Genomic DNA, 14448 nt, shown 5'->3' on the forward strand with positions numbered 1-14448 from the left:
GGGGATGAGGCCGACTCGGTATGCCACCCTCACGTTCAGGCTGCGCCGGGCCGATGCACTGCGACAGCGTCATCAGACGACAACCTCAAACACAGACAACCAGTGTGCCTGCACCTCATAACTTGCGTTCGATGTAGGGTCACTGCTGCTAGCGGACAGCTCAACCAGGCGCCGCCCGCTCAGGCGTATTGACGGTCAGGCGGTGGACCAAGGCCATTTCGCTACCCACCAAGGTCACATTGGCCTGTAGAGCTGCGACGGCTTACCCACAAAAACTGTGGATAAGCGGGTGGATATCGTCAGAGCTGGCCCTTCGAGCCCAGAGCCACCGGGCGGTTGTCGCGGTTGGCTAGCTTTTGATCAGCTTTGCGTCTTTCCTTGCACTTCAAGTACTCGGAACAGTAGGTCGCATGTAATCGAATCCAAACACTTGCCGAATCCGTCAGCGAGGCGCGGTGTGTAGTGGTCAAATTTTGGAGGTCACCTGAATAGGTAATTTCAGACAGTGGCTTTCTCGTAGTTGGTTGGGGATCGGTAGCCGAGCGTGGAGTGCCGCCGGTGAGTGTTGTAGAAGCCGACGATGGAGTGGGTGATGTCGGCAATGGCCTCGGCGGGGTTGGCGTAGTGGCGCTGCCAGACCCGCTTCATTTTCAGGTCAAAAAAACCGTTTCGTTCATCCTCGCTGATCGTTCGGTCCATTTACGCCCCCATTTTGTGGCAGATTTTTATGGGCCGTTAAGACCTCGCTGTGACGGCGTTGACAAGTTAAAATGAAAGCTGATTGATGATGGTGTCGATACCTTCGTCTTCCCGCAAATCGCTGCATCTCCGGCATCAGCAAAAGCCCTGCGCAGTTGACGGTAAAAGCGACGGTAAGACTCCAGCTCAATTGCTTCCAACCCCTTTGACCATGCGGTCTTTGATGGCCTGTTGATGATCGAGTGGGAGTGAAATCAGGTCCTTCCTGAGCTATCGCTACCTATCGATACGATGCTGTAACGTATTGATTTAAAAGGAAATACGTTGCGGCACCTATCGGTGTCTTTTGTCTGACAGCAGAACAAACTGGCCGTAAGGGTAACGGTAGGAGCTGGAGGTCGGTTTAGCATTCTCCCATTTACTAATCGAGACCAAACCGGTCTTTGACGGTAAATTCCTCCAGGGAAAGCTTGCGCCATGCGGCTTTCCCTGCATCAACAGGTCTCCTGACCTTTGACGGTAAAAGCCGTCATGAACAGGAGGAAACCTCGATGCTCCCGATCATCAGGGCCAGACTGCGGGCTATCCACTCGCCGAATTCCAGCCCCCGCCGAACTCGAACCCCGCACCCAATCAAAGGAAACCGAGGAAGCCGCCCTGTCACCGGTCTTCTTTCACTCAACCAGAGCGCCTCGGGATTGGCAGGGGTAGGGGCGATGCTGGATGCCTGGATGCCGCAAGTTTGACATGCTTGCGGCAGTTTCAGCTTGGTCAGGAATAGGGCGGAAAGTCTGCAGTCTGGCTGCCTGTGTATATAGACTCGGAGACGTGCTTCGTTACCTTCGTACGTGCTGGACGAGAGCACCAACAATATATTCGGGCATCAACGTTCAATGGGCCTCGACTTCCGAACCGGCTGAAGTCTGCAAATCGACAACGAACTCAACCTGCAGCCCATCACCTTGCGATATAAAGCGAAGCTCGCAGCCACAGCGCTCTGCAATTGCCTTGACGATGGACAGTCCAAGCCCGCTGCCGTCACCTGTGGAGCTTCGCCAGAACCGCTCGGTGAACCGCTCGATCAGTTCTGGAGAAATCCCAGGTCCGTGATCCCGGACGGTGAAGCGGACCTTGTCGTCGCCTTGCTGTTCCAGAGATATGCAAACGTCAGTGCCGTTTTGCGTATGGCGTCGGGCATTCTCCAAGAGGTTGCGCAGTGCTGCGACGGCCAATGCAGGCGGCATAGCCAAAAAGCAGCGAGAAAGGTTGTCTGCCACTTCGAGTTCAATAGGTGGTCCGGCATGCTGGCAGGCATCGGTAATCGCCAGTTGAGCCACCTCTGTTGCCGTACAACGCAGGCCGTCGTCGAACGACACGCGCCCCTCCACTCGGGCGAGCATCAGCAACTGCTCCAGAATGCGATGTAAGCGGTCAGTTCCGATTTCTGCCTGTGCCAGGGCCCGCTTGGCAGTATCCCCCTCGGTCATGGACGCTACTTGCAGGTGGGTCTTGATTGCGGTCAACGGGCTGCGTAATTCGTGAGCGGCGTCATCGGTCAGCCGCCGCTCGCGTTCGAATGTTTGGGCGATCCGCTCGAACAGCTGATTTTGTGTGGCCACTAGTGGGGCCAACTCGCGCGGCAACCGCTCGATGTGCAACGGCTCCACTGAGTCGGCGCTACGTTGGGCCAGGGCGTCCCGGATTCGCCTGAGCGGTGAAAGGCCATTGCCGATGCCAATCCAGAGCACTATCAGGCTACCGAGCAGCGCGACGGCTACCGGCACCGCGGCGCCAAGCAGGACCGAGCGCATCAGCGTGCCGCGTTCATCGAGGCGATCAGCCGTGGTGATGCGCATCCCGCTCTGAATAAGGGTGAAGCTTCGCCAAGCCGTATCGCCGATGAATTGATCGTGAAAGCCGGTACGCTGGGCATCGAGAAGGCTATCCGGCGCTGCGTGGCTGCGCGCCAGAACCTCGCCGCGTAACGAACTGACCTGACAGGCAAGGCCATTCTCGATACCGAGTTGTTCCGCGCTCAGGCGAGCGATACCGTCTTCGGCCAGTTGTGGTTGGGGGAGCTGAGCCAGCAGGCCCGCAACCATCCGGGCCGATGCTGCCAGGCGCTGATCGAGCGAAAGCATGAGCTGGTTACGGACGTCGAACAGCATCCAGGTGGCTGCCAGTGCCCAAAGCAGGACGAAAGCGGAGCCGAGCGAAAGCGTCAGGCGAAGGCGCAGGCTCATGAGCCGGTATTCCGAGTCTGATCTGACGCAGGGCCGGCGGTACCCAGGCGATAGCCGAGGCCTCTGACCGTTTCGACGATGCCGTTGCCCAGCTTGCGGCGAAGATGGTGAATGTGGACATTGAGCGCGTTGCTTTCGACGTCGTCGTCAAGCCCGTACACCGCATCCTTCAGTTGCTCGGCAGAAAGCACACGACCGGGGTTTTGCAGAAGAGCCTGCAGAAGCGCTTGCTCGCGGCGCGACAGGTCGATGGGGTCGCCCTCTAGAAAGGCGGCACAGGCGGCAGGGTCGTAGGTAAGCGATCCATGTTCGACCAGGTGGGTCGTTCGCCCTGCCGCCCGGCGCAGCAACGCATGCAGGCGGGCAGCGAGTTCTCGCAGATCGAAGGGTTTGACCAGATAGTCGTCGGCGCCCGCTTGAAGCCCCGCGACGCGTTCGGTCACTGCATCACGAGCTGTCAGAACCAGCACGGGGCGCTCAAATCCCCGTCGGCGCAGACGGTTAAGCAAGAGCAATCCATCTTCGTCAGGCAATCCCAGGTCGAGGATCAGCAGATCGAAGTGGGCGCTGCGCAGCAATGCCTCCGCATGCGCAGCCGTGGCGGCATGGGTCACGCTGAAACCCTGGGCCTCGAGCCCCGCGACGATGCCGCTCGCGATGAGGGTGTTATCTTCTGTCAGCAATACATGCATGAGTTGGAACCGCTTGAAACCTGCCTTGAGTATCACCCGCATGGATTAACGGGGCATTATGAGATGGTACGCCTGGTTGGTTCTCTTAATCGCGTCTTAATCCCGAGTCGCCATGCTTGCCCCGTATTCGGTTATCGGGGTGTAGCGCATGCGGGCGATTTTTTTCTTTCTGGCCTGTTGCCTCTGGCTTGTTCAGGCAAGCGCGTCGCCGTTTACGTTTGGACCCAAGCAGGACGATTTCCTGCCGGTCGACCAGGCGTTCAATCTTCATGTCGAGCGGCCTGAAGCTGGCGGCGCTGTCCTGCGTTGGGATATCGCACCCGGTTATTACCTCTATCAGGAACGCCTGCGATTCGTCGGGCTGCCGGCTGGTAGTGAGCCGGTCATCCCTCCAGGCCAGCCTTATCACGACGAGTATTTTGGCGACTCGCAAATCTATCGCGACAGCCTGGAAGTGGTCATTCCGGATGCGAATGTCGCCACCCTTGAACTGGGATGGCAAGGCTGCGCCGATGCGGGTCTTTGCTATCCACCGCAGACGCGCAGGGTAGAACTGGGGGGTGGCACAGGTCTGTCCGATCCTGTTCAGGCCGATGACCAGGCACTGGCGAGCGGGTTGGAGCAGCAGGCGCTTGGCTGGAGTCTGCTGATCTTCTTCGGGCTCGGCTTGTTGCTTGCCTTTACGCCTTGCTCGCTACCGATGCTGCCGATTCTGGCCGGTATCGTTGTCGGCAGCCAGGCCAGCCCTCGCCGCGGCATGGCGCTCGCCGGGACCTATGTCGTCAGCATGGCGTCGGTGTATGCGGCCCTTGGGGTCGTGGCCGCGTTGCTCGGGGCGAATCTGCAGGGGTGGCTGATGCAGCCCTGGCTAATCGGGAGTTTTGCCGCGTTGTTCGTCTTGTTGTCTTTGCCGATGTTCGGTTTCTTCGAGCTTCAATTGCCGGGGGTGCTGCGTGATCGGCTGGAAGATGCCGGCCGCAAACGCAAGGGGGGCAGTCTGGCGGGGGCCAGTGCGTTAGGCGTGCTCTCGGGGTTGTTGGTCGGACCTTGCATGACCGCGCCGTTGGCTGCGGCGTTGCTGTACATCGCACAAAGTGGCAACGCCGTGCACGGTGGGTTGGTGCTGTTCGTGCTGGGCCTGGGAATAGGTACTCCAATGGTTCTGTTGGTGACACTGGGCAATCGCTTTCTGCCGAAACCGGGGCCGTGGATGGATCGGGTGAAAGTTGCGTTCGGCTTTCTGTTTCTGGTTGCTGCGCTCTATGTGCTTCGCCCGTTACTGGCGGACTCTTTATGGGTCGGGTTGTGGGGTGCGCTTCTGGTGGTGGTTGCCAGCGGATTGCAGCAGCTATCGCGCCAGATCAAACAGCATCAGGCATTGGGCCGATCCGTCGCCGCGCTATCTGGTGTCTGGGGTGTGGCTCTGGTGCTGGGCGCGGCGGGCGGCGCGCAGGATCCGATCCGGCCGCTCGAGGTCTTTACCGGCGGCGCTTCGGTGAACGCGCTTGAGGTTACTCAGGGTTTCGTTGGTTTCAGTGAGCCTGCCGTTCTTGATCGTGAACTCGCCGCTGCCAAAGCAGCGGGCCAATGGGTGCTGGTCGATTACTACGCAGACTGGTGCGTGTCCTGCAAAGTCATGGAGAAAGAGGTGTTTGGCGATGCGCAGGTTCAAGCTTCGCTCCAAGGCGTGCGTGTGCTTCGTCCCGATGTGACGAAAGCCGATGCTGCGAGCAGTGAGCTTCTGAACCGCTACCAGGTGATGGGGCCGCCGACGTTGTTGCTGATCGGCCCGGATGGCGTGGAACGCAGGTCTCAGCGCATCACCGGTGAGGTGGATGCCAGCCAGTTTCTCAGCAAGTGGAACGAAACGATGGAGCGCGGCTGATGTTGACGATCAATCTAGGGCCGCTGGCCTTGGCCGTGCCTCATGCGCTGCTCATGGCGAGCCTGTTTCTGGCGATGCTCACCGGCTGGTGGGTGGGGAGGCGCAACGCTCGCAATCCTGAGCCGCAGTTGTTCAGGTTGCTGTTGGTGGCATTGGTGGTCGCTCGCCTGGCATTCGTGCTGATGTATCTCGAGCATTTCGCCGATGAGCCCTGGCGCGTGATCGACATACGCGACGGCGGTTTCATCGCATGGCCGGGGATACTGGCCGCTCTGCTACTCGGTGCGTGGTTCGCCTGGCGCGAGAGAACGTTGCGTAAACCGCTTGGATGGGGTGTGGCAGTGGGCGTGCTGAGTTGGGGCTTCGCCACCTTCGCACTGCATGCATTCGAGCAGGGCACGCGGCTGCCTGAGATGGGTCTGCGGGACGAGCAGGGCAAGCCGGTGGCCTTGCATGACTTCGTCGGCAAGCCCTTGGTCGTCAACCTCTGGGCAACCTGGTGCCCACCGTGCCGGCGGGAGATGCCGGTGCTGGCCGAAGCTCAGCGCAACGAAGCCGGTGTGAACTTCCTTTTCGTCAACCAGGGTGAGGGCGAGCGGGTCGTCACTGACTTTCTCGAAGGCGAAGGGCTCAGTCTGGAAAACGTGCTGTTCGACTCTGGAGGCCGGCTGGGTCAGCACGTTGGGTCCACGGCGTTGCCGACAACGCTTTTTTACGATGCCGAAGGGCGCCAGGTTGGCAGTCACCTCGGTGAGCTTTCGCATGCCAGTCTTGCCCGTGCCCTGCAACAATTAGAGATAGGTACACAACCATGAATCATGTCCGACCGGTTTCATTGTTTATTTCTGCCACCGCGTTGCTATTGGCGCCATTAGCGTGGGCGCAAGCCCTGCCACCTGCGATCCAGACTATCGAGAGCCGCGGCGCCGAAGTGGTCGGCAGCTTCGATGCCCCAGGCGGGTTGCGGGGCTACGCCGCACGCTACAACGGACAGGGTATTGCGCTGTACCTGACGCCAGATGGCGATCACGTGCTGATCGGCAGTTTGCTCGACGCGAACGGGGAAGACCTGACAAAGGCCACGCTTGAGAAGTTGGTGTACGAGCCTCAGGGCAAGGAAATGTGGCAACGGCTCGAAGGCAGCACCTGGATTCAAGACGGTGTGGCTGACGCCCCCCGTACCATATATATGTTCTCTGATCCGAACTGCCCATTTTGCAACATGTTCTGGAAACAGGCCCGACCCTGGGTCGAGGCCGGCGATGTCCAGCTTCGCCACGTGATGGTCGGGATGCTGCGCCCGGATAGTGCGGGTAAGTCTGCGGCATTGCTGGCAGCAAACAATCCCGAGGCGGCGCTAAACGAGCATGAGGCCGCTGGCAAGGCGAGTAAGCTCAAGCCGAGCAAGGCTATTTCGACTAAGCTGGCTGAGCAGCTTGAAGCCAACCTGACGCTGATGAGCCAGATGGGCGCCTCGGCAACGCCGGCGATTTACTACCTTGACGACGAGGGACGTCTGCAACAGCAGCAAGGTGCCCCTCGCCCCGAAACCCTTGACGAAATAATGGGACCGCTGTCGGCGAAGCCTTGATCAGATAGACAATGCTTCGGCGAGTGCCGAAATTAAAAAAATAACAATATGGAGATCTTATGAACGTTGCTCACTGGTCCTTGGCAGGGTTGCTTATGGCGGTCTCCGCGCACGCACTGGCGGTTGCCGACCCGGTAACTGTCTACAACCAGGGCGGCGTCAACCCTGCCGCAATGGCTTGCGTCACCTGCCATGGCACCGAGGGTGAAGGCATGGCGGCAGCCGGATTTCCGCGGCTCGCCGGCCTGTCGGCCAACCACATGAAAAAACAGCTCGCCGACTTCGCTTCGGGGGAGCGCGCCAATCCGATCATGCAGCCCATTGCAGTCGCCTTGAGTTCTGAGGAGGCGGAGGCCGTCACGATGATGCTGGCTGAAAAGCCCCCACTCGATGTCGAGCGGATTGGCCGTGCGTCTTTGGTTCAGGGGCTCGGGCAAACACTGGCACTGCGTGGCGCATGGGACCGCAATATTCCCGAATGTGTGGCTTGTCATGGGCCGAGTGGGGTGGGTGTCGGGGATGCCTTTCCTCCGCTTGCAGGACAGCCCGCCCAGTATCTGTCGTCGCAGTTGAGCGCCTGGCGCCAGGGCACACGCAAAAACGATCCCAACGACCTGATGGGGCACATCGCACGCAATCTCACTGATGAGGAGATTAAAGCAGTCTCGGAATATTTCGCTACGTTGACTGAAACAGGAGCAGGAAAGTGAACATTCAAACAAGCGCCTTGCTGCTGATAGCTCTTGCCATTCCTGCTCATGCCGCAGACATCGCGATGGAGGATCAGTCCCAGATTCTCACTGGCGCTGGCGCGCCAGCCAGCGATCAATATTTCCAGCCGCCGCAGGAGCGCGAACTACCGGATAACGCCTTTGGAAAGCTGGTCCAGGAAGGACGCGCCATCTTCGTCGATACCAAGAACCGAGCGCCCGAATATGTAGGCAACGGTCTTGCGTGCGCCAACTGTCACCTCGATCAAGGCCGAAAGGCCAACTCCGCGCCTTTGTGGGGCGCCTATCCCATGTACCCGGCGTATCGCAAGAAGAACGACAAGGTGAACAGCTACGCCGAACGGGTGCAGGGCTGTTTCCAGTTCAGCATGAACGGAAAGGCACCGGAAGCGGACGGCCCGGTCATTGCCGCGCTTTCAGCGTATTCCTACTGGCTCTCGACCGGCGCGCCGACTGGCCAGGAGCTGCCTGGGCGTGCCTATCCCGAAGTGCCGGAACCGGAGGGAGGCTACGATCTTGCCAAAGGCGAGCAGGTCTACACCGCACAGTGCGCGGTATGCCATGGAGCGGACGGAGAAGGGCAAAAAGCAGGTGAGGATTACGTGTTCCCGCCACTTTGGGGGGCCGACTCATTCAATTGGGGGGCAGGCATGCATCGAATCAATACGGCCGCTGCGTTCATCAAGGAGAGCATGCCGCTGGGCAAAGGTGGGACCTTATCGGACGAGGATGCGTGGCATGTCGCGGCCTTCATGAACAGCCATGAGCGACCTCAGGACCCACGCTTGATCGATGGCTCGATAGAAAAAACTCGCGACAGGTTTCACGCTAACGACGGGGTTAATCTCTACGGTGAAATCGTGAATGGGCAGATGCTGGGCAAGGGAATCTAGTTTAACGCTACGGTTCTGGAGGTGGAGTCAGCGAGTGTGGAACTGCGGTACTTCGCCTCTCATCCTGCTAACTCATGAACGATAGCTTTCACGCCTTTGAGGCGGTAACAGTCATGTCTGGATGATTGACCTAACAACTGGCTGCAGGCGAACAGTGAGCCTGTTGCTGTCCCCGCGACCCGCTTTGTCACCGATGGAAAGCGAGCGCCATAGGACCGAAGCCTGAAGCCCCTAATCCATCAGGCTTTGAAGCCCGCGAAGGATTATCAAAATACCTTACCTGGATAAACCGAGATTCATTAATGCGCTAGCAGTACACAGCAGACCTTTGCGTGTCGGGCGGGACATCATGTCGCGTAATACTGAGCAACCGAGGCGAAAGCCGGCTCGCGCAAACAGTCAGCAAGTGAGAAAATCTCTCATCTTGTCTATGTTGCAAACTGGTATCACATGACGTTCACCCGCCGAAAAATTCTTGCCGGCTTTGCCGGTCTCGCTGTGGTCGGCTTTGGTGCTGGCGGCGCTCGTTACTGGCTGGGACGTCCCGCCGATATCACCACGCATGATTACGAACTGATTGCCGCGCCGCTCGATATCGAGTTGGTGCCTGGCCATTCGACGCCCGCCTGGGCTTACGGCGGGCAGGCGCCAGGCCTGGAGCTGCGTGGGCGACAGGGCGACTGGTTGCGTGTGCGATTCGTCAACCATCTGCCGGAACCGACGACCATTCACTGGCATGGCATCCGGCTACCGCTGGAGATGGACGGTGTGCCCTATGTGTCGCAACTGCCGGTGCTGCCGGGAGAGTTCTTCGATTACCGCTTCCAACTGCACGATGCCGGCAGTTTCTGGTATCACCCGCACACGGCCAGTGGTGAGCAGCTGGGCCGTGGGCTGGTGGGGCCGTTGATCGTTGAGGAACGCGAACCCAGCGGCTTTCGCCATGAGCGCACCTTGAGCCTGAAAAGTTGGCATGTAGACAAGCAGGGCGCCTTTACCAAATTCAGCGTTCCCCGTGAAGCCGCACGCGGGGGCACGCCGGGCGTACTGTCCAGTGTCAATGGCGTGCATGCACCGACCCTGGAGCTGCCCGAGGGGCAGGTCGTGCGGCTGCGCATTCTCAATCTCGACAATACCCTGACCTATCGCCTCAACCTGTCCGCTGGCGAAACGCGCATCTATGCTCTGGATGGCAATCCGGTGGAGCCGCGAGTACTGGGCAAGGAATACTGGCTGGGGCCGGGCATGCGTATCGAGCTGGGTTTGAAGGTGCCCCCTGCAGGTGAGCGGATATCGCTGCGTAATGGTCCGCTGCGCCTTGCAACATTTGCCTCGGTAAATACGGATGAAACCGAGGGTGACTGGCCGGCGAGGCTGCCCGCCAATCCCATTGCAGAGCCCGACCTGCAGCGTGCTGAGGTACTGCGTTTCAACTTTGAATGGGCGGGTGCGCTGTCAGCGGATTTCGAGCAGGGCGGGGCGCATACCTTCTGGCAGATCAATGGCCAGGCCTGGGATATCGATGACAAGACCTGTGCGGATCGACCCATCGCCACCCTGAGGAGGGATGGGCATTACATTTTCGAGCTGCGCAATCTCAGCCAGTATCAGCATCCGATTCATCTGCACGGCATGACTTTCAAAGTGATTTCCTCCAATCGCCGCAAGATTGAGCCCTGGTTTACCGATACCTATCTGCTGGGCAAGAACGAAACTGCCCGCATCGCGCTGGTGGCAGATAACCCCGGTGTGTGGATGTTCCATTGTCATGTCATCGACCATATGGAAACGGGACTGATGGCGGCGATCGAGGTGGTATAGGCGAATCATGAAAAGACCGCAGATCATCGACCGCAGTAACGACGCGCTTTTCATGCGTGAAGCGCTGGCGCTGGCAGCCCAGGGCGCGGCGCTGGGCGAGGTGCCGGTGGGCGCTGTGCTGGTGCAGGATGGGCAGATCATCGGGCGTGGCTTCAACTGCCCGATTTCCCGGCATGACCCCAGCGCACATGCGGAGATGGTGGCGATCCGCGACGCTGCGCTGCAGCTGGAAAACTACCGCCTGCCCGGCAGCACCCTGTACGTCACGCTGGAGCCCTGCAGCATGTGCGCGGGGCTGATCGTGCATTCACGCATTCAGCGCGTGGTGTATGGCGCCACAGAGCCCAAGGCCGGTGTTGCGATCAGCCGCGGCCAGTTCTTTGCCCAGGATTTTCTCAACCACCGCGTACTCGTCGAAGGCGGTGTGTTGGCGGATGAATGTGGCGCGGCGCTGAGCGATTTCTTTCGTCAGCGACGCCAGCAGGTCACGCGCGAACCGGGTCAGTCATGAGGCGAAACGCTCAACGGCTATCGCTGTAGCGGCGTACGCCGGCCTTGGGCAGGGTTTCATGGGCGGCAACGCTGCCCTGGGCGGGGAATACCACCAGATGGTCGGCAGCGATGGCGATGCCGATCTGCTGGCCGGTGGGGTAGTCGGTGTGACTGGGGAAAATACCTTCCAGCTGGTTGCCGGTCGGTAATTGCAGGCGATACAGCGTTGAAGCCCCAAGGAAGGTCTTGCCAACGATCAGTGCCTTGAGTTCGCTTTGCGGTGCGTAAACGATATCGTCCGGGCGTAGCAGAACATCCACCGAGCTGCCGTCAGGCATGATGTAGGCGCGGTCGCCATGAATCACACCCAGCTCGGTTTGAACCGTTTCGGGATCGACCAGTTGGCCGCGAATGAAATAACCCTGGCCGATGAAACTCGCGACGAAGGGCGTCAGTGGTTCGTGATAGAGGTTGAAGGGTGTGTCCCACTGCTCCAGGCAACCATCCTTCAGCACCCCGATCTGATCGCTGACGGCGAAGGCTTCCTCTTGATCGTGGGTGACCAGAATCGCGCTGGTACCGCGTGCCTTGAGGATGCTCCGTACTTCATGGCTGAGGCGTCGACGCAGGTCTACGTCGAGGTTGGAAAAAGGCTCGTCGAGCAGCAGCAGTTCCGGCTCCGGTGCGAGGGCGCGGGCCAGGGCGACGCGCTGCTGTTGTCCGCCTGACAGTTCGTGGGGATAGCGCTTGCCCAGCTGGGACAGGTTCACCAGCTCCAGCATTTCGCCGACGATGCGCGCCGCCTGAGGATGCTTGCGAATACCGAAGGCGATGTTGTCCGCCACGGTCAGATGGGGGAACAGCGCGTAGTCCTGAAACACCATGCCGATGCGGCGCTTCTCGGGGGCGAGGGTGAAACCGGCGCGTGACAGCACAGTGTCACCCAGCTGGATCTCGCCGGCACTGAGGTGCTCGAAGCCGGCGATGGCGCGCAGGGTGGTGGTCTTGCCGCAGCCGGAAGGTCCCAGCAGGCAACCTATGTCGCCACGATTGAGATGCAGGCTGAGGTTCTGCACGATGCGCTGGCCCGCATAGCCGCAGTCCAGACCGCGCAGGTTCAACAGCGGTTGGTCACTCATGCGTGGCTGAACGCCGGCTCGACCAGAAACTCCAGTAGAGCCTTCTGCGCATGCAGGCGGTTCTCCGCCTGATCCCAGGCAACCGAGCGCGGATCGTCAAGCAGGTCGTGGCTGATTTCCTCGCCACGGTGGGCTGGCAGACAGTGCATGAACAATACCTCGTCAGCTGCGGTGTCGAGCAGGGCGCGGTCGACCTGGTAGGGCCGGAAAGTCGCAAGGCGCGCTGCTGCCTCATCTTCCTGCCCCATTGAGGCCCAGACGTCTGTACTGACCAGATGGGCCCCGGCGACCGCTTCGTGCGGGTCACGGAAAATCTGCACGCGATCACCGGCCTTGGCCAGCAGTTCCGCCTTGGGCTCGTAACCTTTGGGGCAGGCAATGCGCAACTGAAAATCGAACTGGACGGCGGCTTCCATATAGGTGTTGCACATATTATTGCCGTCACCGACCCAGGCAACCGTCTTGCCGGCGATGCTGCCGCGATGTTCATGGAAAGTCTGCATGTCGGCCAGTAGCTGGCAGGGATGCAGGTCGTCCGACAGGCCGTTGATCAGCGGTACCGAGGAGTGCGCGGCGAATTCGGTCAAGGTGGCGTGGGCAAAGGTGCGGATCATGACCGCATCGAGCATGCGCGACATGACGATGGCTGAGTCGCCGATAGGCTCGCCGCGTCCCAGTTGGGTGTCGCGTGGCGAGAGAAATATCGCCTGTCCGCCAAGCTGGATCATTCCCGCTTCAAAGGACAGTCGGGTGCGGGTCGAAGCCTTTTCGAAGATCATCCCGAGTACGCGACTTTTAAGCGGCTCGAACAGAATGCCGCGCTTGCGCAGATCCTTCAGCTCGATGCCGCGACGAACCAGGCTGTTGAGCTCTTGGGGCGTGCAGTCCATCAGTGAGAGAAAATGCCTTGCGCTCATATCAACTACCTTGTGTTGCCGCAGTCGAAGGCCGGAGGTTTTGCAGGAAAAAGAGGGCCTTACGACAGGGGGTCGCACGGAAAGCGACGAAACGGGAAAGGCGCGATCTTATCCAGAAAGGCTTCTTTGGCGCAAATCGGCCTCCAATCCGCAACACGCATGCTCCGTCATCCGGGCCGGACAAGACGACAGCTTGATGTTCAGCGACAAAAGCCGACTCCGTGACTCGGCTTTTAGGTCGTCGTTCTGTACAATGCGCGCCATCGTGACTAGCCGAGGTGCCCCGTGGAAATTATCGAAACCATCAAAGAGCAGATCGAAAAGAACCCGGTGCTGCTGTACATGAAAGGCTCGCCCAATGCGCCACAGTGCGGTTTTTCTTCCCGCGCAAGTCAGGCCGTAATGGGTTGCGGCGAAAAATTCGCCTATGTCGACATTCTGCAGAATCCGGAAATTCGCGCCGAGCTGCCCAAGTACGCTAACTGGCCCACTTTCCCCCAGCTGTGGGTGGGTGGCGAACTGGTCGGCGGCAGCGACATCATTCTGGAGATGTTCGAAAAGGGTGAGCTGCAAACGCTGATCAAGTCGGCGGTCGGCAAGACCGAAGCCTGAGGCAGCCCTAGCGGCTACAGCTTCCAAGCAAAGCTGATCCAAAAAAAACGCCATGTACCTTTCGGGACATGGCGTTTTGCGTTGAGGGGTACTTATTCGTCCATCTGCGACTGCAGATAGTTTTCCAGCCCCACTTTGGTGATCAGGCCCAGCTGGGTTTCAAGCCAGTCAATATGTTCTTCCTCGGCTTCGAGGATGTCTTCCAGCAACTCGCGGCTACCGTAGTCGCCGACGCTTTCGCAGTAGGCGATGGCGACCTTCAGATCCTGCACGCCGCTGTGCTCCAGTCGGAGATCACACTCAAGCATTTCCCGGGTATTTTCGCCGATCTGCAGTTTGCCCAGGTCCTGCAGGTTGGGCAGGCCTTCGAGAAAGAGGATGCGCTTGATCAGCTTGTCCGCATGCTTCATCTCATCGATGGATTCTTCGTACTCATGCTTGCCGAGTTTGCCCAGGCCCCAGTCTTCATACATGCGTGCGTGCAGGAAGTACTGGTTGATGGCGACCAGCTCGTTGCCAAGAATCTTGTTGAGATGCTGAATGACTAACTTGTCGCCTTTCATGTTCGTGTCCTGTCTGAAGTTTGACCCTGTTGACGGAGAAGTCTGGCCACGAAGCACGGGGCTGTCAAACCTAAGTCATTGAATGCAAAAGGCAAAACGCAATAAGAATGTTTCCGCTCCTGCGTTGCGAGCAAGACCTTGATTTGCGGGCATAAAAAAGCCGGGCAGTG

General features: G+C 59.4%; 14 protein-coding genes. 8 read left to right on the forward strand and 6 right to left on the reverse strand.

Features of this window, described 5'->3' with window-relative positions:
• Positions 1-498: 498 nt before the first annotated feature.
• The 3 genes from NAV32_RS17140 to NAV32_RS17150 all read right to left on the reverse strand — a co-directional run bounded on the left by NAV32_RS17140 (position 499) and on the right by NAV32_RS17150 (position 3634).
• Positions 499-699, reverse strand: coding sequence for a hypothetical protein (locus tag NAV32_RS17140; RefSeq protein ID WP_003298045.1), 201 nt, complete (start codon positions 697-699; stop codon positions 499-501).
• An 890-nt stretch (positions 700-1589) separates the two neighbouring features.
• Complete coding sequence (locus tag NAV32_RS17145) at positions 1590-2942, reverse strand: sensor histidine kinase (protein WP_256053991.1); 1353 nt, start codon at positions 2940-2942, stop codon at positions 1590-1592.
• Entirely contained in the window at positions 2939-3634 is a 696-nt protein-coding gene (locus NAV32_RS17150; RefSeq protein WP_256053992.1) for a response regulator transcription factor, read from the reverse strand. Before NAV32_RS17150 ends, NAV32_RS17145 begins: the two co-directional genes overlap by 4 nt.
• Before the next feature lie 148 nt (positions 3635-3782).
• Here NAV32_RS17150 and dsbD point away from each other — a divergent pair, with 148 nt between their 5' ends.
• The 7 genes from dsbD (at position 3783) to tadA (ending at position 11066) form a co-directional block, all read left to right on the forward strand.
• Entirely contained in the window at positions 3783-5519 is a 1737-nt protein-coding gene (gene dsbD, locus NAV32_RS17155) for a protein-disulfide reductase DsbD (protein WP_256053993.1), read from the forward strand.
• Positions 5519-6334, forward strand: coding sequence for a TlpA disulfide reductase family protein (locus NAV32_RS17160; protein WP_256053994.1), 816 nt, complete (start codon positions 5519-5521; stop codon positions 6332-6334). The genes dsbD and NAV32_RS17160 overlap by 1 nt, the downstream gene beginning before the upstream one ends.
• A complete protein-coding gene (dsbG, locus tag NAV32_RS17165) occupies positions 6331-7110 on the forward strand; it encodes a thiol:disulfide interchange protein DsbG (protein WP_256053995.1) in 780 nt (259 codons plus the stop codon). Before NAV32_RS17160 ends, dsbG begins: the two co-directional genes overlap by 4 nt.
• A gap of 59 nt (positions 7111-7169) precedes the next feature.
• The gene (locus NAV32_RS17170) at positions 7170-7820 is read left to right on the forward strand and encodes a c-type cytochrome (RefSeq protein ID WP_256053996.1); all 651 of its coding nucleotides are present in this window, start codon (positions 7170-7172) and stop codon (positions 7818-7820) included.
• A gap of 65 nt (positions 7821-7885) precedes the next feature.
• Positions 7886-8734: a c-type cytochrome gene (locus NAV32_RS17175; protein WP_272890327.1), complete on the forward strand. Its 849-nt coding sequence runs from the start codon at positions 7886-7888 to the stop codon at positions 8732-8734.
• A 450-nt stretch (positions 8735-9184) separates the two neighbouring features.
• Positions 9185-10555, forward strand: coding sequence for a multicopper oxidase family protein (locus tag NAV32_RS17180; protein ID WP_256053998.1), 1371 nt, complete (start codon positions 9185-9187; stop codon positions 10553-10555).
• 7 nt (positions 10556-10562) lie between these two features.
• Positions 10563-11066, forward strand: coding sequence for a tRNA adenosine(34) deaminase TadA (gene tadA, locus NAV32_RS17185; protein WP_256053999.1), 504 nt, complete (start codon positions 10563-10565; stop codon positions 11064-11066).
• 10 nt (positions 11067-11076) lie between these two features.
• Here the strand turns inward: tadA and NAV32_RS17190 are convergent, their stop codons facing one another.
• Positions 11077-12186, reverse strand: a complete 1110-nt coding sequence (locus NAV32_RS17190) for an ABC transporter ATP-binding protein (RefSeq protein ID WP_256054000.1) — start codon at positions 12184-12186, stop codon at positions 11077-11079.
• Positions 12183-13103 (reverse strand): ornithine carbamoyltransferase, encoded by a 921-nt coding sequence (gene argF / locus NAV32_RS17195; protein WP_256054001.1) that lies wholly within the window; start codon positions 13101-13103, stop codon positions 12183-12185. The genes NAV32_RS17190 and argF overlap by 4 nt, the downstream gene beginning before the upstream one ends.
• A 285-nt stretch (positions 13104-13388) precedes the next feature.
• Between argF and grxD the strand changes: the two genes are divergently transcribed.
• The gene (grxD, locus tag NAV32_RS17200; RefSeq protein WP_256054002.1) at positions 13389-13715 is read left to right on the forward strand and encodes a Grx4 family monothiol glutaredoxin; all 327 of its coding nucleotides are present in this window, start codon (positions 13389-13391) and stop codon (positions 13713-13715) included.
• Between the two features lie 92 nt (positions 13716-13807).
• Here grxD and bfr read toward each other — a convergent pair whose 3' ends face one another.
• Positions 13808-14278 (reverse strand): bacterioferritin, encoded by a 471-nt coding sequence (gene bfr / locus NAV32_RS17205; RefSeq protein ID WP_256054003.1) that lies wholly within the window; start codon positions 14276-14278, stop codon positions 13808-13810.
• Positions 14279-14448: the final 170 nt, after the last annotated feature.

Source organism: Stutzerimonas stutzeri (genome assembly GCF_024448695.1).
GTDB classification, from domain to species: domain Bacteria; phylum Pseudomonadota; class Gammaproteobacteria; order Pseudomonadales; family Pseudomonadaceae; genus Stutzerimonas; species Stutzerimonas stutzeri_T.